The 23,594-nt window shown below is 62.9% G+C and carries 25 protein-coding genes, 3 pseudogenes and 1 riboswitch; of the genes and pseudogenes, 17 read left to right on the top strand and 11 right to left on the bottom strand.

The genetic code is table 11. The features are described from left to right. Positions 1-2: 2 nt before the first annotated feature. The 8 genes from AAGW05_RS14110 to AAGW05_RS14075 all read left to right on the top strand — a co-directional run bounded on the left by AAGW05_RS14110 (position 3) and on the right by AAGW05_RS14075 (position 6,374). Complete coding sequence (locus AAGW05_RS14110) at positions 3-500, top strand: hypothetical protein (protein WP_411805185.1); 498 nt, start codon at positions 3-5, stop codon at positions 498-500. Between the two features lie 106 nt (positions 501-606). Then, positions 607-1,209: a DUF305 domain-containing protein gene (locus AAGW05_RS14105; RefSeq protein WP_411805184.1), complete on the top strand. Its 603-nt coding sequence runs from the start codon at positions 607-609 to the stop codon at positions 1,207-1,209. Positions 1,210-1,295: 86 nt separating this feature from the next. Continuing rightward, positions 1,296-2,189 (top strand): F510_1955 family glycosylhydrolase, encoded by an 894-nt coding sequence (locus AAGW05_RS14100; RefSeq protein ID WP_411805183.1) that lies wholly within the window; start codon positions 1,296-1,298, stop codon positions 2,187-2,189. 4 nt (positions 2,190-2,193) lie between these two features. Beyond that, a complete protein-coding gene (locus AAGW05_RS14095) occupies positions 2,194-2,943 on the top strand; it encodes a cytochrome c biogenesis CcdA family protein (protein WP_411805182.1) in 750 nt (249 codons plus the stop codon). 26 nt (positions 2,944-2,969) lie between these two features. Further along, complete coding sequence (locus tag AAGW05_RS14090) at positions 2,970-4,526, top strand: multicopper oxidase family protein (RefSeq protein ID WP_411805181.1); 1,557 nt, start codon at positions 2,970-2,972, stop codon at positions 4,524-4,526. A gap of 12 nt (positions 4,527-4,538) precedes the next feature. Further along, positions 4,539-5,471 (top strand): prolipoprotein diacylglyceryl transferase, encoded by a 933-nt coding sequence (gene lgt / locus AAGW05_RS14085; protein WP_411805180.1) that lies wholly within the window; start codon positions 4,539-4,541, stop codon positions 5,469-5,471. Beyond that, positions 5,464-6,099, top strand: a complete 636-nt coding sequence (locus AAGW05_RS14080; RefSeq protein WP_411805179.1) for a DUF3105 domain-containing protein — start codon at positions 5,464-5,466, stop codon at positions 6,097-6,099. Before lgt ends, AAGW05_RS14080 begins: the two co-directional genes overlap by 8 nt. A gap of 29 nt (positions 6,100-6,128) precedes the next feature. Further along, positions 6,129-6,374, top strand: a complete 246-nt coding sequence (locus AAGW05_RS14075; RefSeq protein WP_411805178.1) for a hypothetical protein — start codon at positions 6,129-6,131, stop codon at positions 6,372-6,374. Positions 6,375-6,442: 68 nt separating this feature from the next. On the opposite strand, the gene AAGW05_RS14070 is transcribed toward AAGW05_RS14075, so the two are convergent. The 3 genes from AAGW05_RS14070 to AAGW05_RS14060 form a co-directional block, all read right to left on the bottom strand. Continuing rightward, complete coding sequence (locus AAGW05_RS14070) at positions 6,443-7,135, bottom strand: M23 family metallopeptidase (RefSeq protein WP_411805177.1); 693 nt, start codon at positions 7,133-7,135, stop codon at positions 6,443-6,445. Between the two features lie 131 nt (positions 7,136-7,266). Beyond that, positions 7,267-7,468: riboswitch (cyclic di-AMP (ydaO/yuaA leader) on the bottom strand. A 493-nt stretch (positions 7,469-7,961) separates the two neighbouring features. Further along, entirely contained in the window at positions 7,962-8,246 is a 285-nt protein-coding gene (locus tag AAGW05_RS14065; protein ID WP_411805176.1) for a hypothetical protein, read from the bottom strand. Between the two features lie 103 nt (positions 8,247-8,349). After that, positions 8,350-9,303 carry a LysR family transcriptional regulator gene (locus AAGW05_RS14060; protein WP_411805175.1) on the bottom strand — a complete coding sequence of 318 codons (954 nt, stop codon included), beginning with the start codon at positions 9,301-9,303 and terminating at the stop codon, positions 8,350-8,352. 106 nt (positions 9,304-9,409) lie between these two features. On the opposite strand from AAGW05_RS14060, the gene AAGW05_RS14055 reads away from it, so the two are divergent. The 5 genes and pseudogenes from AAGW05_RS14055 to AAGW05_RS14035 all read left to right on the top strand — a co-directional run bounded on the left by AAGW05_RS14055 (position 9,410) and on the right by AAGW05_RS14035 (position 15,408). Beyond that, a complete protein-coding gene (locus AAGW05_RS14055; protein ID WP_411805174.1) occupies positions 9,410-10,597 on the top strand; it encodes a TDT family transporter in 1,188 nt (395 codons plus the stop codon). Positions 10,598-11,363: 766 nt separating this feature from the next. Continuing rightward, positions 11,364-11,995: pseudogene (locus AAGW05_RS14050) on the top strand (STAS domain-containing protein); the annotation flags it as partial. A 376-nt stretch (positions 11,996-12,371) separates the two neighbouring features. Next, positions 12,372-12,689, top strand: coding sequence for a PadR family transcriptional regulator (locus tag AAGW05_RS14045; RefSeq protein ID WP_411805191.1), 318 nt, complete (start codon positions 12,372-12,374; stop codon positions 12,687-12,689). Next, positions 12,686-13,960 (top strand): APC family permease, encoded by a 1,275-nt coding sequence (locus AAGW05_RS14040; RefSeq protein ID WP_411805173.1) that lies wholly within the window; start codon positions 12,686-12,688, stop codon positions 13,958-13,960. Before AAGW05_RS14045 ends, AAGW05_RS14040 begins: the two co-directional genes overlap by 4 nt. A 146-nt stretch (positions 13,961-14,106) precedes the next feature. Continuing rightward, positions 14,107-15,408: an ISL3 family transposase gene (locus AAGW05_RS14035; RefSeq protein ID WP_411805172.1), complete on the top strand. Its 1,302-nt coding sequence runs from the start codon at positions 14,107-14,109 to the stop codon at positions 15,406-15,408. Between the two features lie 214 nt (positions 15,409-15,622). On the opposite strand, the pseudogene AAGW05_RS14030 reads toward AAGW05_RS14035, so the two are convergent. The 5 genes and pseudogenes from AAGW05_RS14030 to AAGW05_RS14010 form a co-directional block, all read right to left on the bottom strand. Further along, positions 15,623-16,736 (bottom strand): annotated as a pseudogene (locus AAGW05_RS14030) (MBL fold metallo-hydrolase); the annotation flags it as partial. 137 nt (positions 16,737-16,873) lie between these two features. Beyond that, positions 16,874-17,269 (bottom strand): DsrE family protein, encoded by a 396-nt coding sequence (locus tag AAGW05_RS14025; RefSeq protein WP_411805171.1) that lies wholly within the window; start codon positions 17,267-17,269, stop codon positions 16,874-16,876. A 109-nt stretch (positions 17,270-17,378) separates the two neighbouring features. Then, positions 17,379-17,807, bottom strand: coding sequence for a metal-sensitive transcriptional regulator (locus tag AAGW05_RS14020; RefSeq protein ID WP_411805170.1), 429 nt, complete (start codon positions 17,805-17,807; stop codon positions 17,379-17,381). A 106-nt stretch (positions 17,808-17,913) separates the two neighbouring features. Then, the gene (locus tag AAGW05_RS14015; protein WP_411805169.1) at positions 17,914-18,225 is read right to left on the bottom strand and encodes a rhodanese-like domain-containing protein; all 312 of its coding nucleotides are present in this window, start codon (positions 18,223-18,225) and stop codon (positions 17,914-17,916) included. 64 nt (positions 18,226-18,289) lie between these two features. Then, on the bottom strand, positions 18,290-18,946 hold the full coding sequence (locus AAGW05_RS14010) for a class I SAM-dependent methyltransferase (RefSeq protein ID WP_411805168.1): 657 nt from the start codon (positions 18,944-18,946) through the stop codon (positions 18,290-18,292). A 97-nt stretch (positions 18,947-19,043) separates the two neighbouring features. Here AAGW05_RS14010 and AAGW05_RS14005 point away from each other — a divergent pair, with 97 nt between their 5' ends. The 4 genes and pseudogenes from AAGW05_RS14005 (at position 19,044) to AAGW05_RS13990 (ending at position 21,275) form a co-directional block, all read left to right on the top strand. Next, entirely contained in the window at positions 19,044-19,409 is a 366-nt protein-coding gene (locus AAGW05_RS14005; RefSeq protein ID WP_411805167.1) for a thioredoxin family protein, read from the top strand. A 140-nt stretch (positions 19,410-19,549) separates the two neighbouring features. Beyond that, positions 19,550-20,266, top strand: coding sequence for a hypothetical protein (locus AAGW05_RS14000; RefSeq protein WP_411805166.1), 717 nt, complete (start codon positions 19,550-19,552; stop codon positions 20,264-20,266). Between the two features lie 134 nt (positions 20,267-20,400). Continuing rightward, positions 20,401-20,748 (top strand): annotated as a pseudogene (locus AAGW05_RS13995) (class II aldolase/adducin family protein); the annotation flags it as partial. Between the two features lie 23 nt (positions 20,749-20,771). After that, positions 20,772-21,275, top strand: a complete 504-nt coding sequence (locus tag AAGW05_RS13990; RefSeq protein WP_411805165.1) for a class II aldolase/adducin family protein — start codon at positions 20,772-20,774, stop codon at positions 21,273-21,275. Here AAGW05_RS13990 and AAGW05_RS13985 read toward each other — a convergent pair. Genes AAGW05_RS13985 through AAGW05_RS13975 form a run of 3 tightly spaced genes read right to left on the bottom strand, consistent with a single transcriptional unit; the run spans position 21,272 to position 23,501 of the window. Continuing rightward, positions 21,272-21,682, bottom strand: a complete 411-nt coding sequence (locus AAGW05_RS13985; protein ID WP_411805164.1) for a DUF302 domain-containing protein — start codon at positions 21,680-21,682, stop codon at positions 21,272-21,274. The two genes, AAGW05_RS13990 and AAGW05_RS13985, sit on opposite strands and share 4 nt — an antisense overlap. A 56-nt stretch (positions 21,683-21,738) precedes the next feature. Next, positions 21,739-23,226 carry a multicopper oxidase family protein gene (locus AAGW05_RS13980; protein ID WP_411805163.1) on the bottom strand — a complete coding sequence of 496 codons (1,488 nt, stop codon included), beginning with the start codon at positions 23,224-23,226 and terminating at the stop codon, positions 21,739-21,741. Next, positions 23,226-23,501: an SHOCT domain-containing protein gene (locus tag AAGW05_RS13975; protein WP_411805162.1), complete on the bottom strand. Its 276-nt coding sequence runs from the start codon at positions 23,499-23,501 to the stop codon at positions 23,226-23,228. The genes AAGW05_RS13980 and AAGW05_RS13975 overlap by 1 nt, the downstream gene beginning before the upstream one ends. Positions 23,502-23,594: the final 93 nt, after the last annotated feature.

Raw genomic sequence — 23,594 nt, 5'->3', positions numbered from 1 at the left:
CCATGAACGCGTCAAGCACGCTGCGACTGCGGGGATCGTTGCTGCGTTGGGTGGGTTTAATCACGCTGGCGGTCGCTATTGTGGGCGGCCTTCTGGGCATGCACGTAATCGACAACGCACAGGCTGCACCGATGGCGTCCGTCCACATCAGCAGCGCTGGCACCCCAGTAACAGCCGACGTGACAGAAGCTCCTGCTGCTGCACACCCCGCACCGTCACTAACCATGTCAGTCGCCGACCATGCCGAGGTTTCGGCAGTGGCCTCCCCCCACGGAAACATGAATGTGTGTGGGTGTTCACCCTTGGGATGCGAGATGCCCATGGCCAGCCACGGAACTTGCATCCCCTTCGCCGGGGCGGCCACACCAGTGGCCCCGCAACCAGGCCTCGTGCCCAACCCTGCCGCCGGGCCCACCATATCGGGCCATGAGGGATACAAATGCGCAGGGCGCATCCCTGACCCTCCTTCCTTGACTCAACTCTCCATCAGCAGGACGTAAAACGTTCGATTCTGACCTGTCACCGTGTGACGGGTCCTCGTTAACGCACCCCACCGAGGGGTGACGTCCACCTGTAGTGAAACTTTTGAGTTGAGGACTGTTCCCTGTGAAGAAAATTCTGACGATTTCCGCCACCGCCCTAGCCGCCGTTATTGCTCTGTCCGGTTGTTCCACCAGCGCCGATGCAGGCTCCATGGAAGGCATGGACCACGGCAGCTCGGCCATGTCCACCGCCCAATCCCCCGCTATCGGCGCTGATCACAATGCAGCAGATACGATGTTCGCCCAAATGATGCTGCCCCATCACTCCCAGGCAGTGGAGATGAGCGACATCATGCTCGCAAAGCCCGGCTTGGACACAAAAATCATAGCTTTGGCCAAGGAGATTAAGGCCGCCCAGGCCCCGGAGATCAACACTATGACCAACTACTTGAGCGCGTGGGGCGAACCCACTACCATGACGGGCGATCACGCCATGACCGGCATGATGACCAGCGCCGACTTGGACAAACTCAAGGCAGCTCAAGGCAACGAAGCGGCAAGAATGTTCCTGGTCCAGATGACCGCCCATCATGAGGGCGCCCTGGAAATGGCCAAGACAGAAGTCACCTCCGGTAAGAACGCCGACGCCATCACCTTGGCCAAGTCAATTGTTTCCAGCCAAGAAGCTGAAATCAATGACATGAAAAAGCTGCTGTCAGCTCTCTAGAAGACCGACCGCACCAACCGCCGGTGGCGGCCCCATGGTGGGCCGCCACCAACCACAGCCTTCCCCTCTTGCCTTGGAGACCCCTGATGACCCCTCGAACCCTCTTTTCGCGTCCCCACCTTCCGCTGGTCAGCGCGGCCCTGCTCCTGCCACTGGCTCTGTTTGGCTGCACACCAGCGACGACCTCTGCAGTTACTCCCGAACCGGTGCCAGCTTCTGCCGGGCATGTCCACGGAATCTCTGTGGATCCTGTATCCATGCAGATCCTGCTCGCCACCCACGACGGTCTCTACGACGCCACCGGCAAAACCCCCGTCAAAATTGGTACTGAGACCATTGACCTGATGGGATTCACCGCAACTGCAGACCCTAAGGCCTTCTATGCCTCCGGGCACCCCGGCCCCGGATCGACACTACCTGAGCCCGTGGGTCTGATCCGTTCCTTGGATGCCGGCAAAACCTGGGAACCTCTCTCACGTGGAGGCCCGTCCGACTTCCATGCTCTCAGCAGCACTGATCACGGGCTCGTCGCCTTTGACGGGAAACTGCGTACCAGCGCCGACGGCCTCACATGGGCAACATCGACGGCGAGCTTTGCCCCGGCAGTATTGGCCGGAAACCCGGCCACCTCAATAGTCTTGGCCACCACCCAAGAAGGCTTGCAACGCTCCACCGACAGCGGGAAAACCTGGAGCGCAGTCCCTAGTGCCCCGCTGATGCAGTTCGTGTCCTTCGCCGCCGAATCCGCTAAGGCGGGGCCGGCCCCCACGCACGTAGTAGGCATCACCCCGGACGGAAACGTCCACATCTCCACTGATGCCGGCCTGACATGGACTCCCGCAGGGAAGATTGAAGGTCAGATCCAAGCTGTGACTGCGCTAGCCGGAGCCACTGGAAAACCCGGGATCTGGGTGGCCACAGCTGAAGGCGTTCAACGCTCGTCCGACGGCGGAGCCACCTTCGCCCCGCCAGTACCCTAACGCCGTGGGTATCGGGGAATTCTTCGCCACCAACGTCACCGACGGCGCCCTGCTTTTTGCCATGCTGCTGGCCCTGATCGCTGGCATAGTGTCCTTCCTGTCACCATGTATCCTGCCGCTGGTGCCCGGATACCTGGGCTATGTATCCGGGCTGTCCAATCCAAACGAGCCCGGCAACCGCCGCCGCGTCCTGACCGGGGTGGGGTTGTTCATTCTGGGCTTCGCCGCCGTGTTCACCCTCTACGGGGCAGCATTTGGACTGATTGGATCGTGGCTGCTGCGCTGGCAGGACCTGCTCATGCGCATCCTGGGAATCGTGGTCATCCTGATGGGCCTGGTGCTGCTGGGCAGTTTCTCCTGGCTCCAACAAACCCGCAAAATGAACCTCACCCGCCGCACCGGGCTCGGAGGCGCACCCGTGTTAGGCATCGTGTTTGGCTTGGGCTGGACCCCCTGCATGGGCCCCACACTCAGCGCCGTCCTAGCCCTGAGCGTCTCCACAGGCAGCGCCGGGCGCGGGGCCCTACTGGCCTTCGTCTACTGCCTGGGCCTCGGCATACCGTTCGTCCTTGTGGCCTTGGGACTGGGCTGGGTCACTCGTGTCCTGGGCCTGGTGCGCCGGCACATCCGCGTGGTCAACATCATCGGGGCAGCCATGCTCATCGCCTTGGGCCTGATGATGGTCACCGGCCTATGGATGAGATGGATCTATCAATTGCAAAACCTCGCCGGCACCTTCATCACCCCCGTCTAACCGGCCACCAACAAAAGGATTTCATTATGAACACCACCCCCACCCGGCGCTCCTTTCTAGGACTATCCGTGGCCGCTGCAGCCATGGCCGCACTCAGCGCCTGCACTCCCGCACCGGCTGTGTCCGGAGCGAACCGGATACTGCCCACGGATGTATTGATCGCAGAGATCGAAACCGCCCGCGCCGCCACCGGCACAACCATCACCGCAACATTGACCCCGGCAGCACTAACCACCACACTGGCAGGCAAGACCATCACCACCGCCGGATACAACGGCTCCCTCGTGGCACCAACCCTGCGCGGCACAGTGGGCGACCAGCTCAACGTCACTATTGCCAACAAACTCAGTGCCGGCACCAGTGTGCACTGGCACGGCCTGGCCCTACGCAACAATGACGACGGCGTTCCCGGCCTGACCCAGGACGCCTTCGCCCCCGGGTCCCAGAACGGCTACGACTTCAAACTTCCCCACCCCGGCACCTACTGGTACCACTCCCATGTGGAAATGCAGCGCGAACAAGCCCTCTACGGGGCGCTCATCATCGATGATCCCAACGAGACACTCGTTTATGACAAAGAGTGGGTGATCGTCCTTGACGACTGGCTCGACGGCATCACCGGCACCCCCACCGATGTTCTGAAGGAACTTTCCCAAGGCATGGGCACAGGTGGCGGTGGAATGAAAGGTATGGACCACGGCAACACGAACCAAGGAGAAATGGACCAAGGCGGCACCATGGACATGAGCCACATGCTCATGGGTGCCTCCAGCGACTTTTTGGGCGGCGACGCCGGCGACGTCGCCTACCCCTTCCATCTCTTCAACGGCAAGGACCCAGGGAATCCGGAAACGTTCGCAGCCAAACCGGGTGAGAAGATCCGTCTGCGCATCATCAACGCCGCAGGCGACACCGCCTACCGCGTCGGCGTCCCGGGCCAGCAGCTGACTCTGACCCACACCGACGGGTTCCCCATCCAGCATGCCATGGTCGACGCCGTCGTACTTGGCATGGGCGAACGCATCGACGCCCTCCTGACCGTCCAGGACGGCTACACACCGTTGCTGGCACTGGCTGAAGGGAAAGGGCAGATGACCTACGGGCTGATCTACACCGGGACCGGGACAGCGCCGGCCCGGGAGTCCTTGCCAACTGCCCTGACCGGCACAGTGGTCGACGGCGGCCAGCTCACCGCAGACCCCTCCGTGACTTTGCCCGCCAGGAAACCCGACCGGGTCCATGAAGTGCACCTGACAGGAGGGATGATGAAGTACGACTGGGGCATCAACGGCCACCGCTTCGACATGACTAAGCCATTTGAGAACGCCTTCGATCTCAAAGCCGGGGAACGCGTGGAAGTGAAGTTCATCAACGACACCATGATGTGGCACCCCATGCACATCCACGGGCACACCTTCCAGATCGGGACCAAAGGCGCCCGCAAGGACACAGTCATCGTCCGACCCATGGAAACCGTGAGCGTCCAATTCGATGCCGACAATCCGGGCCAGTGGCTCTTCCACTGCCACAACGCCTACCATGCCGAACGCGGCATGATGGGTGTCTTTTCCTACCTCAGCTAAGGCCCAACCATCATGAATCCCACAACACTGACCACCGCGTTCCTTCCGTCCCCCACCGTGGCGGCTTTCCAACTCGGACCGCTAACCATCCGCTTCTATGCCCTGTGCATCCTGGCAGGAATCATCATTGCCGTCTGGCTCGCCGGACGGCGATTGACCGCCCGGGGCGGAACACCGGGGGTGATCCTGGACATTACGATGTGGGCGGTCCCCTTCGGCATCGTCGGCGGACGCCTCTACCACGTCATCACGGACCCCGAACTGTATTTCGTGCCCGGGAAAAACCCCTGGAACGCCCTGAAAATTTGGGACGGAGGCCTGGGTATCTGGGGCGCCGTCGCCTTGGGCCTGCTCGGGGCCTATATTGGCTGCCGCCGCCACAATGTCCCGTTCACCACCCTGATTGACGCTGCCGCTCCTGGCTTGCTGATCGCCCAAGGCCTGGGCCGGTGGGGAAACTGGTTCAACAACGAACTTTACGGCGACCCGTCCACGGCACCGTGGAAACTGCAGATCCACCAGATGGACTTCACCACCGGCCGCGCCGTCCTCGACAATGCCGGGACACCCGTGGTGCTCGGCTACTTCCAACCAACATTTCTCTACGAATCCCTGTGGTGCCTAGCCACCGCCGCAGTACTGCTGATCCTTGACAAAAAATTCCGTCTCGGTGCCGGATCCGTATTTGCGCTCTACGTTGTTTTCTACACTTCCGGACGGTTCATCTTCGAACTGCTGCGCTCCGACTATGCCAACACCATCCTGGGACTACGAGTCAACACCTGGGTCTCAGGCCTGCTCTTACTGGCCGGGGCTGCTTGGTTCCTCGCTGCGCGCCGCAAGCCACGCTCCACCGCTAGTTCCTCAACCGTAAATCCAGCGGAGCCCACCAGTTCCCCCGACGACGCTGTGAAGCCTTCAACCCCGGGCGCCCCCCATGAGTGATTCCACTGACCGCCAAGCCGAGCGCCAGGGAAAAGTCAAGGCCGTGTTGGCCGAGCACCGGAGCAAGCAACGTAAACGAAACATGTTTATCTACGGCGGCTTTGGCCTGCTGGCCATCGCCGTCATCACCATCGTCACGTTCGTCGTCACCGGCTCAGTTCAGACCCGAACTGCCACGGAGGAGGCCGCCAAGAAGCCCATCGCCGGCGTCGAGACCTACTCGAACCTGACCCGCAACCACATCCAAACTCAGGTGGGCTACCCGCAGGTCCCCGGAGTCGGCGGGGACCACTCGCCGACCTGGACGAATTGCGGCATATACCCGGAACCCGTCAACGAAGAGCGGGCCGTCCACTCCCTTGAACACGGCGCAGTGTGGATCACCTACAAGCCCGGTCTCTCCCCAGCAGATCTGGGAACGCTGACAACACTGGTCAAGAACAAGCCTTATGTCCTGCTCAGTCCCAACCCGGACCAGGCCTCCGCTGTAACCGCCTCCGCGTGGGGAATTCAGCTCAACGTCCCGAACACCGGGGATATCCGCCTGCCCAGCTTCATCAAGGCGTATGCCATGGGCCCTCAAACACCCGAACCTGGGGCAGCCTGCTCCGGCGGCACCAACGGCTGACCCCACCACACCCCTTAGGAGACACCCCCATGAGCAACAACCTCCCTGGCAGCGACGCTGCGAAGGACTACCGCCACCACCGCTTTTTGGTCCGAATGGGACAACTCATCATAGCCGTCGGGATCCTGGTGGGACTCTCCCACTGGATCGCCCACGTCGCCATCACTGGGGGCCCACCCGGCATCCAAGACCTCTTCATCGGCTATCCCACCGCCGCAGTCCTCATGATCCTCGGAGCCGTTCTTGCCGGACGGGCCACTCCCAAGAAACGCTGACGGATGACCAGAGAGGCCGGCTGCCTGGTGGCAGTCGGCCTCACCGGCGTTTGGCGCCGTGGAGTTGGCTAGAGGTACGGGGCAGGATTGACAGTTTGGCCATTTTCCATTACTTCGTAATGCAGGTGGCAGCCGGTGGAATTCCCTGTTGTTCCGACGCCGGCAATCTGCGCACCAGCACCGACCGTCTGGCCAACGCTGACAGCGATGCTATTCAAGTGGTTGTACGTGCTCTGAATACCGCCACCATGGTCAACAACAATGCGGTTGCCGCCACCGTACTGGCTCCAGCCCGCCTCCGTCACCGTGCCAGCACCAGCGGCGAACACCGCAGTTCCGCATGCAGCACCAAAGTCAATACCTGTATGCATTTCCGCCGCCGCGCCTGTCAACGGATTGGTGCGGTATCCAAATGGAGAGGTCACCGTCAAAACGGCCAGAGGCGCGCGCAGCCCGGCGGCCGCTTGAACAGCCGGGGCTTGCTCCGGGGCTTGTGGCGCAGCCGCGCCCAACAGCGCGGACTGATCTGTAGCGGCGGGCTTTACCGTATCAGCGAGCGAGACCGGAGGTGCAGGCTTGCTTGACACCAAGGGCCTGGCAAAAGTCACCACAACATCCTTGTCGGCAATCACTGCCGGCTGCGGCGTTGTCGCAGCCGCAGGAGCCCCTGCGGTGACGGCCGGTGCCAAGCGGTGGGATTCGGCGTGTGCCACCGGCAAAGCAGTCAGGGCAATGGCGCCTACTACCGCGACGATACCCATCTGTTTGCGGCCTACGCCGCCTCTGAATCTCGACTCGATTCCCGGGGCCCAATGGCGCCCCGGCAATGCTGGCGAAGATTTGGTGGGCGTGGCTCTACGGCGGCCATGCTGGGGTGCGGCAGACAAAATGGCAATCCTCTCGACGCCGGCGAAGTTAGCTGTCGGATTCGGACGAGGTGCCTGCCCGGCCCGCCCAACACACGCATGTGAGATCCATGATGTGTCAGGTGGACTTCACCCCAAGGCGCACTATGGCGCCGATGGTGGTTCCTCCGCCCCCGTCAAGAAGCTCAATAGTCGTGGCCCGCCGACGGGGTTTGGCGAAGCGGCCCACAAACATACCCGTTTGGGGCATGTATTTTTATTAGCTTAGCGGACATCGAGCCAAAAGTTATAACTTCGTTACCTATTAATTGTGGGCACCATTGCCATCGTCAGTTTCTCCAGAGTCCCAGCCAAGGCAGTGCATACTCTCGCCTCTTGCGGTCCAGTAGAATAACGGCTAGCTCAGGTACCGGCCGCCGATAAGGAAAAATGAACCTTAACCCCGCACCAGTAATGCCGTACTGGATCGCTGAGAATCAACGCAACCTACCAGTCACACCCCACGACAGGCGGCCCTTGTGGCAGCCACAAGATTCCATTTTGGTCCCGTTTAATGGCCTACCTTCAAAGCCCCAACACCAATACTGGCTAACTAACACGCATCCACTAAAACGGCGGCCATGAATCCTGGGACGGTTCAGTTCCCGCATCTCATCGTGACAACAAGATCGGCAGCCTATACACTATCTCCGCTGTGTGGGCGGGGAATCTCTTTAAGAGATCAGCACCAGCCTCGGCCAAGGCTGGTATCGGCTGGGGCTTCCACCTCGATAACCGATGGAGACCGGCGGATCCAATCTTCACCGCTCCACTGGCTATGTCCGGCCACCAAAACGGCGGCCATCTGGAACCTGCTGGCGTTGTGGACGCGGACAAAAAGCACTTCTGAGACGGCGGGGACCAAGGCACCCTTGGTTTCGGCCAGGTTCTTCTGACGGTTAGCGGCAAATCGTGCTGTGGCTGCTGGCAGAAAGGTGCGGATCGGTGAGGTCCGCACCTGTGCCAAGTAAGACTCGAAATCGACTGCTTTAGACAGCGCTTCCTACTTTTCTGCGACCATCGGGCGGGGGACGTTTTGATCACGCTCTTTGCTCCGAAGCCGCCGGGTCTCATACCTTCCGGCGGGTGCCGGATATTGGTAAAACGCTGGCGGCGATGGCTGTCAGGTCTCTGGCCGGCCCTAGAGGAGGTGAGCCGCCGGTCTGCCAGAGAGCAGTCAGTGTCCGGCGTAGGGGCAGACCGCGGACGGGGACGACGACGAGCCGGTGCAGGGCTAGGTCGTCACGGACGGCCAGTGCACTGAGCACGCCGGGGGCTGTGCCAGCGGCAATAGCGGAGCGGACGGCCGCTGTTGTTGATAATTCCACCAACGGTTCTGCTAGAGCCTCGGCTCCGGCGGTCGTGAGCAGGTGCTCAAGCACATCTCGGGTGCCGCTGCCGTGTTCCCGAGTCACCAGTGCTGTTGCTGCCAGTTCCCTTGTTGTGACGGGTGTCCGTCGCCTCGCCCAAGGATGCTCCGGCGCGACAACCAAGACCATGTCATCGTCTTGTACCGCGGCGGCGCTCAGGCCCGGGGGAAGGTGGGGGCTTTCGATGAAACCGAGGGTCGCCTGTCCGGAGCGGACCATAGCCACGGTGGATTCACTGTTGCCCACCGTCAATTCCACGACCGTGGGAGTGAGCCCCAGACTCTCCTGCTGCCGGCGCAGTGCGACCAGCCAGAGCGGCACAAGATGTTCAGCGATCGTCTGACTGGCTGCGACCTTCAGCTGACGAGCGGCGTCGGATCGGAGCGAGGCTATCCCAGCATCGAGCCGCTCCGCGGCGGCAAGGACCTCCGCAGCCCACCCCGCGACTAGAACACCGGCCTCTGTGAGGGTGGATCCCCTCGGGGTCCGGGTCAACAGCGCCGACCCGATCTGGGACTCCAGGGAACGCATCCGAGAGGAGACGGCCTGCTGAGAAAGCCCTAAGTGTTTCCCAGCAGCAGAGAGAGATCCTAGCTCATCAACTGAAGCGAGCATTTCCAAAGCGGAGAGCTCCGGTATCCGGGGGCTGAGCATTGAGGATTCTCCTTCAGAAAGAACGCTTGTGATACAAGTCAGGCTTGTAGCCTAACAAGTCTATGCCCCCTACTGCGGCAGCTCTAAGACCGGGATCATGGAAGACATGGGAACAATGCTACTGACCACCAACCAACACCACACCACACCACAGGCACTGCCCTTGGGAGGACGTACTACCGGCCGTCGTGTCCTGCGCCTGTTGGATAGGCCCTCTGACCTGTTTGCGAACCTGACCCCGAACTGGTTCGCATCCATCATGGGCACCGGGATCGTCGCGACTGCCGCTGCGACGCTTCCCTTGCAGTTCCCCGGCTTACGCACCGGCGCCACGCTCGTCTGGGCCCTCGCGTCATTGCTGCTTATCCTGCTGACCGCCGCGACAGGGGTGCACTGGCTCAGGCACCGAGAGACCGCCAAAAGCCACCACTCAAATCCTGTGATGGCGCATTTCTACGGCGCACCTCCGATGGCGCTGCTCACCGTCGGGGCCGGGACCCTGCTGCTGGGCAAAGATATCCTTGGCGAACAGCTGGCGCTCGGCATTGATGTAGTGTTGTGGACCGCCGGGACCGTACTAGGTCTGGCCAGCGCCGTCGCGATCCCGTATCTGCAGTTCACTCGTCATGAGGTCAAACAGGACAGCGCGTTCGGTGGCTGGTTGATGCCCGTGGTCCCACCGATGGTCTCAGCTTCTACCGGAGCGCTGCTGCTGCCCTACGTCCCGGCCGGACAGGCACGGATGACGCTGCTGATGGGCTGCTATGCGATGTTTGGAATGAGTCTACTGGCCTCGATCATCATTATCACCTTGATTTGGAGCCGGTTGGCCGAACATAAGATCGGGGCCGCTGCGGCAGTCCCCACTCTGTGGATCGTTCTGGGTCCACTAGGCCAGTCCATTACTGCCGCGAATCTGCTGGGCGGGAATGCCCACTTCGCCGTGTCCGGGACCCTAGCCCGGGCGATGGAAGCCTTCGGCGTCCTCTACGGGGTTCCAGTCCTAGGCTTCGCACTCATGTGGGCAGCCCTCGCAACCGCCATCACCATCCGCACCGCCCGCCAGGGCTTACCATTCTCCCTAACCTGGTGGTCCTTCACTTTCCCCATCGGAACCTGCGTCACCGGATTGACCGGCCTCGCTGCTCACACACACCTGGCCCTGTTCGAGTGGATGGCCGTCACCGGCTACGCCGTCCTGGTAACCGCCTGGATCATCGTCGCCGCCCGAACCTTCCACGGCAGTATCCTCGAAGGCACCCTTCTCCAGAAGCCCGCAACGATCACCCGGTAAGAGAACCCAAGGTTCCCCTCCGGAACAGATCCTAACTCAGCTTGGATCCGAGGTTTGGTTCTGCTGAAGTAAGACGTGCGCCACGAGGCGCTTGTTGTTCGAATGGAGGTGTGAGACCTCGGTCTGCTGGCACTCGTAGGTGCTGGTTGAAGCTGACGGCAGCCGGGCCCATGGGTTGATGGGTGGGGTGGGAGCAGCCGTGACGAAGTCGGAACGGTCCGGGATTCCTTGACGGGCAGGGTCTGGTGAGCGAGGCGGGAAGGTATACGTAAGGAACCGGTGTTGTTAAACCTCTTCAATCAGTGCCTGCTCAAATCAAGGAAATATGGGCAGGGGTGCGGTGCGTACCCGTTCTCTTCCACAGGTAGTGGGAGCGGCGGGGGACTCCTGGTTCGGTTTGCCTCGTTGGGGCCAGGAGATCACGGTGAAGGTCTACGGCGTAGCCGTGATGATGCCGCAGGGGTAAAGCCGGGTGCCTCACTCGCTGATCGAATGCAAGTGAACCAGGGAACCAGAATCCTCTCGTTCCGTGCCGCTGTGTTTTGGTGGGGCGGATAGACACTTTGCCTGTTGAAGGGCGTTTTTGGGGCGGAGCCGCCGTAGTAGTCCGAGGCAGGGAAAGCCGGCCACATGGCCAAGGGCGGCAGTGTGTCAGGTAGTGGAATCGTGTAAAGGGTTGGAGGTTCGCTGGTGAATATCGGTGATGACATGCGTGCACGCAGTAATGCGGCGTCGGTGTCAGTACAACGGATGCAGGTAAAGCTACATCAAGGCCTCCGGTGCCCGCACCCGGATCTCGACCTTCCTCGCGGGCGTGTTCCTGCTGATCCTGGTCGTCGCGTTGGGCGACATCGTTGCCTTGATCCCGATGGCTGCGCTGGTGGCGGTGATGATCTTCGTTTCAGTGGCCACCTTCGACTGGCACAGCATCAGGGCCTCCACCTTGCGAATGATGCCCAAGAGCGAAACCACGGTCATGCTCGCCACCGTGGTCTTCACCGTCTTCACCGTCGTCACCGACAACCTGGCCATCGGAGTGGGTGTGGGCGTGCTCACCGCCATGGTCCTGTTTGTCCAGCGCGTGGCTCACTTCGTCACGGTGAAGCGAAGTATCGAGGAACACTTCGGACAGCAAATCGCCAAGTACGAGGTGGTCGGTGAACTGTTCTTCGCCTCGTCCAACGACCTCTACACCCAGTTCGAGTATGCGCAGGATCCGAGCCCATCGTCATCGACATGTACAACTCGCACCTGTGGGATGCTTCCACGATCGCTGCAGTGGATGCCATCACCGAAAAGTACAAGAAGTACGGCAAGACCGTCGAAATCGAGGGTCTGAATGTGGCCAATCTGAAGATGCGTGAACGCATGGCAGGGAGACTCGGAGGCGGACACTAACCGACTACCACGACGCGGTTGGGCTTGGTGGTTCAGCCCGAAAGGCGGAACCACCAATCCAGCTGCGGTTAAATCCGCAGCTAACCCGTCATCCGCATGTGACAGTCACAGCCTTGGCGGTCTCCTCCCCAGCATGTTCCGTCAACGTTCGTTACCGGACGCATCGATCTTGTGGAAAGCGCACTTTTCGCGGCACGGTGTTCCGTTCCAGGTCCATGCGTGTCGACGGCGACGCAGTGCAGCCATGGGTCCGGTCAGCACCGTCGAAGGTTTCCCGGAAATACTCCGTGCCGGCTGACATTTGGGGAAGGATCTGACGTAGTATCCACCATAGATATCGTTTCCCGATATCGGATATTGACAGATTGGGGTCGTGATGCGTGAATTGATGCGTGCGGCGGTGCGGCTGCATATCCTCCACCACGCAGCGGAGGAAGACATCCATGGAGCCTGGATGGCCGAAGAGCTGGCCAACCACGGGTATTCCATTTCCCCCGGGACCCTGTATCCGACCCTGCATCGGATGGAGGAAGAGGGCCTGCTCCTCTCCCGCCCGGAAGTCGTCGGCGGCAGGCCGCGCCGAGTCTACCGGGCCACGAAGGCAGGCCTGGACGCGCTGGGTGAGGGCCGCCGGTCCGTTGCCGAACTCGCCGCCGAAATCCTTCCACAACCTATCGAAAGAGAACAGTTATGAGTAGCCCCCAGGGCCTGGCCCGTCGACTCGGCACATTCGACGCTGTGGTCATTGGGCTGGGCTCAATGATCGGGGCAGGAGTTTTTGCAGCTTTCACCCCGGCTGCTGCCGCTGCCGGGTCCGGTCTGCTGGTCGGGCTCGCCGTTGCAGCCCTGGTGGCCTTTTGCAATGCCACCTCCTCAGCCCAGCTCGCTGCCATCTACCCGACTTCGGGTGGGACCTATATTTACGGCCGTGAACGCCTCGGCCCATGGCCTGGCTACCTGGCCGGGTGGGGCTTCGTGATCGGTAAGACCGCCAGCGCCGCGGCCATGGCCATGACCTTCGCCGCCTACGCAGCGCCAGCCGGTTGGCAGCGCCCAGTCGCCATCGCCGCCGTGATCGTGCTCGCCGCGGTGAACTATCACGGAGTAACCCGAACGGCGGGGCTCACGCGCATCCTGGTCATTGCCGTTCTGGCGGCCCTGGCAATCGCCATGGCGGCATCATGGGGCGGCTCAGTGGCAAATCCGGCCACTGTTCTCGGAGACGGGTTGCTGGCTCACGGAGCGTATGGGATCCTACAGTCCGCCGGACTAATGTTCTTCGCGTTCGCCGGCTACGCCCGGATCGCAACGATGGGTGAGGAAGTCCGTGACCCCAAACGGACCATCCCCCGCGCGATCGGAATCGCCCTAGCCGTTACCGTTGTGGTCTATGCCGTCATCGCGGTCACCATTCTGGCAGCCCTGGGCCCGGATGGGGTAGCTGGGACTCCCACACCCCTGGCCGCGGCCGTCGGCGCCGGTTCCTGGGCATGGGCCGGACCAATCGTGCGGATCGGCGCGGCCCTCGCAGCGCTGGGCGCGTTATTGGCGCTCATCGCCGGGCTGGGGCGTACGAGCCTTGCCATGGCCCGCGAGCATGACCTGCCACACTGGCTTGCCGCGATCCACCCCCGCTACAAGGTCCCACACCGGGCCGAGGCGACCTTGGCCGTGGTGATCTGCGCGGTCATCTCCGTCGCGGACTTGCGCGGGGCGATCGGCTTCTCCTCGTTCGGCGTGCTCATCTACTACCTGGTGGCCAATATCGCCGCTTTCACCCAACCCGCCACGGACCGCCGCTACCCCAAAGCCATCCAGGTCCTTGGAGCGCTGGCCTGCGTGGTCTTGATTGCAACCCTTCCGCCGCTGTCCGTGGGGCTTGGCATCCTCATGTACGTAGCGGGCATCATCCTGCGAATCATCCGGCTGCGCAAAAAACCTCACGCCACCATCCAATCTCCCTGAGAACATTAACGCCACAAGAGAACCCCTGTTAATCGGCTCTTGTGACTCTTCCGTGGGTCCTTTTGGCGCGCCTTAACGAGCGCACGCCGCTTTCCGTCTAGGTTTCTGACTGTCTAAGGAAAGAAACTTGAAGATGGGAAAACGGCGTGCAAGATGCAACTCTATGGCGGACTCTGCTTGGAGTCGAAAAAACGATCGTGGAGGACGTCAATTATGACGAGGAATCCGGGATCCTGATCGCCTCTGTCAGGCCCACGGCCTCGATGCAGCGCCGCTGTGGTGAATGCCGGCGGCGGTGCCCGAAATATGACTCGGGCGAGGGGAGGCGCCGGTGGCGGGCACTGGATCTGGGCACGGTCCCGGTGCTCCTGGAAGCCGACGCTCCCAGGGTGAGGTGCCGGGCTCACGGAGTCATCGTGGCCGCCGTTCCCTGGGCCCGGCACCAAGCAGGGCACACCCACACTTTTGATGCCCAGGTCGCCTGGCTGGCGACCCAAACATCCAAGACAGCGATCACCCAATTGATGCGTGTTGCCTGGCGGACCGTGGGGGCAATCATTACCCGGGTCTGGAACGACACGGCCGCGACCTTTGACCCGTTCGCGAACCTGACACGGATCGGCATTGACGAGATCTCCTACAAGCGCGGACACAAGTATTTGACCGTCGTCGTCGACCACGACTCCGGCCGGCTGGTGTGGGCTTCCCCTGGCCGGGACAAGGCCACGCTGGGCAAGTTCTTCGATGCCCTCGGTGCGCAGCGCTCGGCCGCCATCACGCATGTTTCCGCCGATGCGGCCGAGTGGATCGCCACCGTCGTGGCCGCCAGGTGTCCCAACGCCGTCCGCGTGGCCGACCCGTTTCACATCGTCAAATGGGCCACCGATGCCTTGGATGATGAACGCCGTACGGCTTGGAACCGGGCACGGAAAGCAGCCAAGGAAAACGAGCCGCCCCGTGGCCGTGGACGCCCGCCCAAGGACGCCCCCGCCCGGCCCGACAGCGAGCGGGCCGTGAAGCTGAAGAACTCCCGCTTCGCGCTCTGGAAAAACCCCGAGGACCTCACCGAGAAGCAGCAGGTGAAGCTGGCCTGGATCGTGCAGACCGACCCAAGGCTGGGCCGGGCCTACTACCTGAAAGAAGGCCTGCGCACAGTCTTCAAACTGCCACTGGACGAAGCCACCGAAGCACTGGACAAATGGGTGAACTGGGCCAGACGCTGCAGGATCCCCACATTCGTGAAACTACAAAAAAGCATCGTCAAACACCGCGCCAGCATCCTGGCCTCCATCGAGCACGGACTCTCCAACGGACGCATAGAATCCATGAACACCAAGATCAGGCTCATCACCAGGATGGCGTTCGGATTCAAATCCCCGGAAGCCCTAATCAGCCTGGCCATGCTCAGCCTCGGAGGTCACAAGCCAGCACTTCCCGGACGGAAATGACCCACGGATACGTCAGACGAGACGGATATTTTCTGTAATTTTCGGAGTCCTTTGACAACCTTTGTACGGCCTCCAAGGATGCCAACCACCAGGCAGGAGAGGATGAGGCAGGAGAGAGGGGAACCAAGCAGCCGAGATCGTCGACGCCCACGACGCACTCCTTATCGGCCACTAACCGCGGTCAAAACCACGCCACTTATCGACGCGACTCACAGTCCAGGACCTTTTCGCCCGCTCCGCGCCCGGTCAGCACTTCCTCCCAACCGGTCCGGAGGTAGGACGCTGTGGGGGCATCCGGGGCCAGGGCCTGCGGGTCGGTTCCCAGGGCGGCCTCTGGGGAGTCGATGCCAATGCGTGAGAGGTCCCGGATTGCGTTCTCCACATCCTCCCGGGACCCTAGAAGGGTCACCTGCTCACCCCAAGGCAGTATCCAGCCGAGGTAGGTTGTGAAGCTGGACCCGTCTCCGTATTCAAAGCTGATGCTGCCCTGGAGATGGTTGGGCGCGAACGCGACCCTCTGACGGAGATCCACAACCCATTCGCCGGCTTCGAGCCGGCGCCGAAGCTCGGCAGGGTCCACGGATTCGGGAACGCCGAGGTCCGCCGGGCCCGGGCCCTGGGTGTTGACCGGGCCCATGTGGGCGTAATACGACGGGTACGCGCTCAGGTTCGCGATCAGCTCCTGGACGAAGTGCTCCTCATCGGCATCCGTCAGTGCGTGGTTTACGTGCAGTTGCTCACCGACAGTGGAGGACCCGGCCCCAGTAGCCGGGCCCGAGGAACAGAAAGAACCGAAGCCGTGGGTGGGGAACAGGTCCGCGCTATGGTCTGCCTCGTGGGCCAGCGCATGCACTGAGGCGTACTGGTCCCGGGTCAGCCCGACTGTGTCTTCAGGGGCGACCAGGTCGGTGCGCCCCACCGACCCGTAAAGCAGGCTCCCGCCGGAGAACACCGCTTCCTTCTCTCTGTCCCGAACGATGTATGACAGGTGCGTATTGGTGTGCCCGGGGGTGGCGACGGCCTTGAGTGTGAGCCCGCCGATCCGCACAAGCTGCCCATCGATAACCGGTTCGCGCTCAAACGGGACCGGGTCGGCAGCGTTCATCAAATACACTGCCCCGTGGGCGCGCCAGTTCCAGGCCACCGGTGAGGTGATCATTGTGCATATGGGTTTCGGTCACATGGGTGATCCTCACCCCCGCATCCCGCGCTGCGGCATCGACCCGATCGGTGTCACGCTGCGGATCAATGACCAGGGCCACGTCCCCGTCATGCACCAGGTAGCTGCGGTCCCCCAACTGCGGGGTTTCAATAACAACAACGTCCATCATGTCTTCACTCTCCTATATCAACTAGCGGAACGCCATGGCGCCCCCCTCAACAGGGTCCGGGATACGGGCCGAAGCGATCGGCGCTACGGCACGGCGCGGGCTGGTCATCACCCCACCTGCCCCCTGTTGTCTTATCAGAGCCTGATGTAAGCCCAACCGGCCCACTGTAGGCGGGCCAGATACCCCACGGCGGCAGGTACGGTTCCCACCCCGGCAGTGAGGTCTGTGGCCTCGAGGCCGACCGAGCGGAGGCTGTTTCCGCAGGCCAGGACTTTTACCCCGCGCCTGAGCAGGGCCTCCAGCCGGTCCGCGGCGGCGTAGCCCGGGACCAGCAAGGCAACGCCAGGGCCCTGGATCACGACATGGATGTCGGTGCCGGCGCCGAGGTCCTCGGCGGCGTTGGATGCTGCGCGGAGCACATTCGGCAGCCAGGTGCCCGGATCCGGTCCGGTGCCGTGAAAGACCAGCCCGGCCCGCCCGGCCGGAACCACCTCTCCTGTCGGTGAAGATGAAGTACTGATGTCTGTCAAAGTAAAACCTTTCTGTGCTCCCCGGCCCAGCCATCCCGTTCAGGATGCCTTAGGCGCCGGAGGTGTGGAGTGGAAGCAGATAGGGGCACTGTTGCCTGGGAGTTGGTGATCAGGCGAGGGGGAGGAAGAGTTTGTGGATCTCCTCCAGCGACAGTGCTCCCGGACCGGCGGTCCCGTCCCCCTCCTCCGGGGCGCCGGTAAAGCAGTCGCGCATCGCGGTGGAAATGATGGAGAAGCCAGCCTGGTCCAGGGCAGCCCGGACGGCGGAGAGCTGGGGAATCAAGACCGGGCAGCCCGCCCCTGACTGCATCGCCGCGATCACCGCGCCGAGCTGGCCGTGGGCCTTCCTGAGCCGGTTCACCGTCCGCCGCTGCTCCGTCCCGGCCGCGACAGCCGGGACCAAGATCCGACCCGGGCTACAACCGCCCCGCGCTGGGCGGCCCAGCACGGAACGGTTCTTCCGCTGACCGGCAGACTGCACCGGGGCATGGGCTAGGCCGAGGGCTGCCGCTGGTGGGGTCTGGGCTGTGGTGGACATTGCGCTCTCCTGATGGTGGTATTTTCGGTCCCGCCCCCCACATAAGGGTGGGTAGCCTTCCCTGGGGCCGTTGCCGATGGACCGGCCAGGGCAGGGCACGTGTTCGCTACTTGACGGTGCCGTAGGTGACGGGGTGGCCGTCGCGATACCACTCGGTAATGCCGCCCATGACGTTCACCGCGTCATAGCCATGCTCGCTCAGGTGGGCGGCAGCGCGGGAACTCCGACCCCCGGAGGCGCACATCACATACACCGGGCGTCCAGGTGGAATATCACCCATTGACGCTGCGAGCCGGGAGAGCGGGACGCTCTTTGCCCCGGGTACCCGGGCCTCTGCGTACTCCTCGTCCTCGCGGACGTCGATGATAGGCGCGCCGGTTCCCAGGGCGGCCAGCTCGTCAACACTGATGCTCTTCATGGCGGGTGTCCTTATCTTTCAAATGAAACGGCAGGCATGAACCAATTTTATACCCCCAAGGGTATTACCGGCAAGGGCTGGTGGCCGGTGGCTGTTCTTCGCGGATGGCCATCACGACGCAGTCCAGGGCCGGCCTGAGGGACCCGGCCACCGGTCGGGAGCGGGTCTCGGCTGTGAGAACCGTCAGCCCGGCGCTTGCCAGCCAGTCGCTGACCTGCTTCGGGGTCTGCAGCACGTCCGGATCCTGCGGGCCTCCGTTGCCTCCGGCCAGGTTCGCCAAATCGTGGCTGACCAGCAGGAAACGGCCCCCTGCGGTCAGGGCGGCCGCGGCTGAGGCGACGGCGTTTTCCAGCAGGTCCTCGGGCAGTTGCAGATATGCCAGCAACGCTAGGTCCAGGCTGTCCGGAGCGGCGGCAAAGGCCGTGGCGTCCGCGACGGTCCAGGTGATCCGGCCCCCCACGCCTTCGGCCGTGGCTTGCCGGCGTCCGGTCTGCAGGCCGGCGGCGGAAAAGTCGACCGCTTCAACCTCCCAACCGCGCCCTGCCAGCCACACCGCGTGCCGGCCCTCCCCGGCTCCCAGGTCCAGCGCCCGGCCAGGGGGCAGCCCATTCAATTCCGCTGCGACCCACCGGTTGGGCTGATGGCCCCACACGACGGCGGTTCCACTGTAGCGCCGATCCCACTCCCGTGCTCCCATAGGAGGCGGTAATGACTTATCCATAGTCGATTCCATCCCCTCTGCGGGCGGCCTCTGCATGCCGCCCTGCGTCTTTGCTGATTCTTGCATACTGTACCCCAGGGGGTATATTATTTTGGCTATGGCAACCATAGATATCACCGAAAAAACGTTCGAGGACACCGTCACCGGCCAGGGCATCGTGCTGGTGGATTTCTGGGCCGCATGGTGCGGTCCCTGCCGGTCCTTCGCCCCCACCTTCAGCGCCGCCTCCGAAAAGCACCCGGACATCGTCTTCGCCAAGGTCGACACGGAGGTCGAACAGGGCCTGGCCGCCGCCGCTTCCATCACCTCCATCCCAACGCTCATGGCGTTCCGTGACGGAACCCTGGTCTTCTCCCAACCCGGGACGCTGAATGCCTCCTCCCTGGATGAGCTCATCGACCGCATCAAGGACCTGGACATGACCGAGGTCCAGGCCAAACTGGCATCGCGCCAGTCAGCCTGAGGCCCCCAAAAGGTCCATTGGAGCCATCCACACCCCACCAAACAGCTCGCAACAGCGGTGCCCAGGCCCAGCAGCAAGCCTAACCACCCCGTGCGCCGCCATCCTTTTCCACCCTCGTATGCCACGTCAGGACTCTGCGCATGAACCACATCGGACACCCGCAGGGCACGGCCGGGAGATCCACCGCTCCGCCGGCCACCGGGAGCCGGCTTGCCCGGGCAGGCCTGCGGGCAGTACGGACGGCGACGGTGCTGCGGCGCTGGCAGTGGTCCCGCTGGGTAGTGGCGGCCACCGCCACGCTTTTGGTACTGGCGGGGCTTACCGCTGCCGGCGGGCTTCTTTCCGGGGCCCGGCCTGCCGCTTTTTCCGGCCCGGGCGTTCCCGTCCCGTGGTGGGATTACCCCCTTGTTGCCGTCACCGCCGTGCTCGCCGGTCTCCTTATTGCCAGTTATGTCCGTGCGCCCATCGGTGCGGAGGCGACGCTGTGCGATACCCGCTGGCCGGTCCTTGGCCTGGCCGGCACGGCCCTGGCCACCGGCCCGTCCTCTGGCGATAACCTGCTGACCCAAGTGTTTGCCGGCAGCTCCCCGGCACTGCTGGCCGAGCTGATACAGCCGGTCCTGGGCATCGCCGCGGCAGCGCTGCTGGCGCGGGCCCTGGCCACCCACCTGTCCCGCGAACGCAGTGCTCTCACACCGTCCACCGATGAAACCGGTGCAACAGACCAAGGCACATGCGTGAGCTGCCGTCCCCTCTTCAACCCCCGCCGTGGACCGTCCACCGCCGCCGGAGAACAGACACACCAGCGCACTCACACACCAGACGATCTAATGAGACAAAAAACTGGAACGGGTTGACAATCGGTCCGCCACGCGCGTGGCGGCAGCATACCAAAAATGGTAGGTCCACACCCCCTCTGCTGCGCAGCATTGACATTGACACGACCAGGAATTTTTGCAGTTGCCGTTGAGAGATACCGAGGACAGAAACCATGGACACCAACAACCATCCCAGCCTCACAGAGAGCAAGGAAGCTATCCTTGCCGCGGCCAGGCACCTGTTCGCTTCAGGTGTGATGTCACACTCCGGTAACGCCAACCTCAGTGCCCGGACAGAAGGGGACCGGTTCGTCCTGACGGCCACCGGCGCCGTGCGGAACCTGCGGGCCGACCAGCTGGCGACCGTCAGCCTAGCCGGAGAAGACCTGGAAGGGACGCTGGGACCCGAGAACGCCGAAATCGTGGCCATGCACACCGTTATCTACACCCAACGCCCGGAAACCGGCGCCGTAATCCACACCCACTCCCCGGCCGCTACCGCGTTTGCCCTCGCCCAAAAGCCGCTGCCCTGCCGGGCGGACCGTTGCTGCGGTTCGGCCAGGCCCAACCGGTCCCGGTCATTCCCTGGGGGCCGCGCGGATCAGATACCTCCGTGCGCGGCATCGCCGAAGCGCTCAAGGACAACCCGGGAACTTCCGCCGTCCTGCTGGCCAACCACGGTCTGTTGGTATTCGGGTCCGACCCTCTGAGCACCGCCCGTCTCGTTGTTGCCATCGAGGAAAGCACCGAAGCCGAACTCGCGGCCACCGCCCTGGGCGGGGTCGTGGATTTCCCCCCCGGACGCTCTGGACGCCGTGCGCGCATCCATGGCCGCAACGCTGCCCTGAATCAGGACCCGGGCGAAGAGGCCCGGCCAACACAGGAACCCAAACTTCTCCCCTCCGGGAGCGTTCCAGCTTCGTACCCGGGCCGGCCTCATCAGGGCGATGACACCAACGGCCCTGGCGCCACAAAGGCCACAGTTGAGGCAAATGTTCCCAACCTTCAACCCTTGGTTGTTCTTCCCCAGGCCGGCCCGGGTCTTTAGGCGGTTTCGAGTTCCTTTAGGGCTGCCAGAAGTCGGTGATCGGCGTCGGCGGCGACTTCGGCGACTGCTGGGGCGTCGCTAAGCCGCACCATTGTCTGCGGGTCGATGGCTTGGATAACGGTGCTGTCGCTGTCGGATCCGCGCCTGATCACAACGTTGCAGGGCAACAGCAGTCCCATGTCGGGGTCCGCCGCGAGAGCTTTCTGGGCCAGGGCAGGATTGCAGACGCCCAGGATGAGGTAGTCACCCAGGCCTTGGCCGGCATCGGAGCCGAGCTTGGCCTCGAAGGTGGCGCGGACATCAATTTCGCAGAGAACGCCGAAGCCCTGCTCCGAGAGGGCTTCACGGGTCCGGGTTACTGCTTCGGCGTAGGGCAGGGCGACGGTGATGGTGTGTGCGTAGCTCATTGTGGTGCTCCTTCATCGGTTTTCTCAATCATGCAAAGAACTGTAAGGCCGCTGTACTACCGGACTTCGATCAGGCCCATCATGCCGCTGTCCTCGTGGTCCAAGATGTGGCAGTGGTAGACGGTTTTGCCGGTGAAGTCATCGAAGGCTATCCGGACCCGGACACTACTGCGGGCCGGGACGTTGACCACATCTTGCCACACGACGCTATCCACGGGCCGGCCGGCCTGTTCGATGATCTGCATCGGCCAAACGTGCAGGTGCACAGGGTGATCCATCGGGCTGGTGTTCCGCAGGGTCCATTCCTCGACGGCACCGGCCGGGACCGTGGTGTCGACCCTTGCCGGATCAAACGGCCTGCCGTCGATGGTGAAACTCATCATCTCGGACCCCCTCCCACCTCCCATGCCACCGCCGTTCATGCCCATCTCCATGGCGAAGACTAGCTCCCGGTGGGCGGATACCGGGGTGGCCCGCAGATCCCGCGGTGCCGGCTGGGTCGGGACGGGCCCCAGCCCAACGGCCGGTGCGCCGGTAACAGAAAGGGTGGCCAAGACGGTCCCGTCCGGGCCAGGCCGGGATTGTCCACCTCCGTTGTTGCCGCCCATCATGGATCCCATGCTTCCCCTGTCCACGGGCAGGGTACGTAGGATGGCAGTCCCTATGGCGGTGGTGACAAGCAGATCAGCCCGATTGCCCGGGGCCAGCAACACCTCCTCAACGTCCCTAGGACTCTGGAAGCGGCCCGAATCCAGACCCAGCAGCTGCAGGTGCTGGCCATCTAGGCGCAGTTTCAGGTACCGGGAGTTGCAGGCATTGATGATCCTCCACCGTTCACGCTCGCCCGGCCGGGCGGTTAGCGCCGGGCTCAGCTGGCCGTTGACCAGGACCATGACACCTTCTCGGCCCATTATTTTTTCCATCTCCGACACGGCCGCGATGGAGCCGCCCTCAGTGAGGGAGATATCGGAGATAACTAGGACCCGTTCCCGGGTTACCGGTACGGGCTGGGAGTCCTCGATGATGATCGCCCCGTACAGTCCGCCGAAGATCTGGTCGGCGACGCTTCCGTGGCGGTGCGGGTGGTACCAGTACACACCCGGCGGATGGTCCACCGGCAGCTGGTATTCATAGCCAAAGGACGTTCCCGGTTCGATTGAAACCAGCACGTTGTCGCTGTTGCCCCGCGGGGATACGTGCAGTCCGTGGACGTGGAGGTTGGTCGGATCCGCCAGCTTGTTCTCCAGCGTCACGTTGACCCGGTCCCCGGCCTGCAGAAATAGAGTGGGCCCGGGTAGGGACCCGTTATAGGACAGCGCAGTGGCGTCCTTGCCTGCGATGCGCATTTGGCCCAGAGCCGCTGAAAGTTTCACCTGAAGACGGCCATCGGCACTGTGCAGGGCCTGTGGTTCGATCAGTTCCTGGCCGACGGCGGCTTGGAATCCAGGACCCTGTCCCCACAACAGGCCTGCCGCACCCGTTGCGGTGGCCACGACCCCGGCACCTCCCAGGAACAAGGCACTGCGGCGGCTGAGGGGTTGCATCAGGTATCGTCCCTGAGGACGTTGAGCCGTTCGCGGTATTCCTCGGTGCTCAATTCTCCCTTGGCGTAGCGTTCGTCCAGAATCCGTCGGGCGGTAGTCTCACCCACAGTGCCGAGGGGTTCCGTACCCGCTCCTGGACGCCGGCCGGTCCCAGGCCGGGTGATGCCCCCGGAAAAGGCTCGCACGGCAAAGATGACCAGCAGGACAATGCCGATAATCAGGAGCAGCCAGAACAACCACGTCCAACCCATCGCCGAACCATATCCGTTCATCATTTTCCTTCTCCATTCTTTCTCCACCGGCCGCATTGGACCCTAAGTGCTGTCTGGAACCGGCACGCGAGACAACCTCGCCCTCCGTGGGCTTAG

This window comes from Arthrobacter sp. LAPM80, assembly GCF_046736435.1.
GTDB lineage: Bacteria > Actinomycetota > Actinomycetes > Actinomycetales > Micrococcaceae > Specibacter.
Note: the sequence above shows the minus strand (reverse complement) of the source record. Positions and strands in the feature narration are given on the sequence as shown.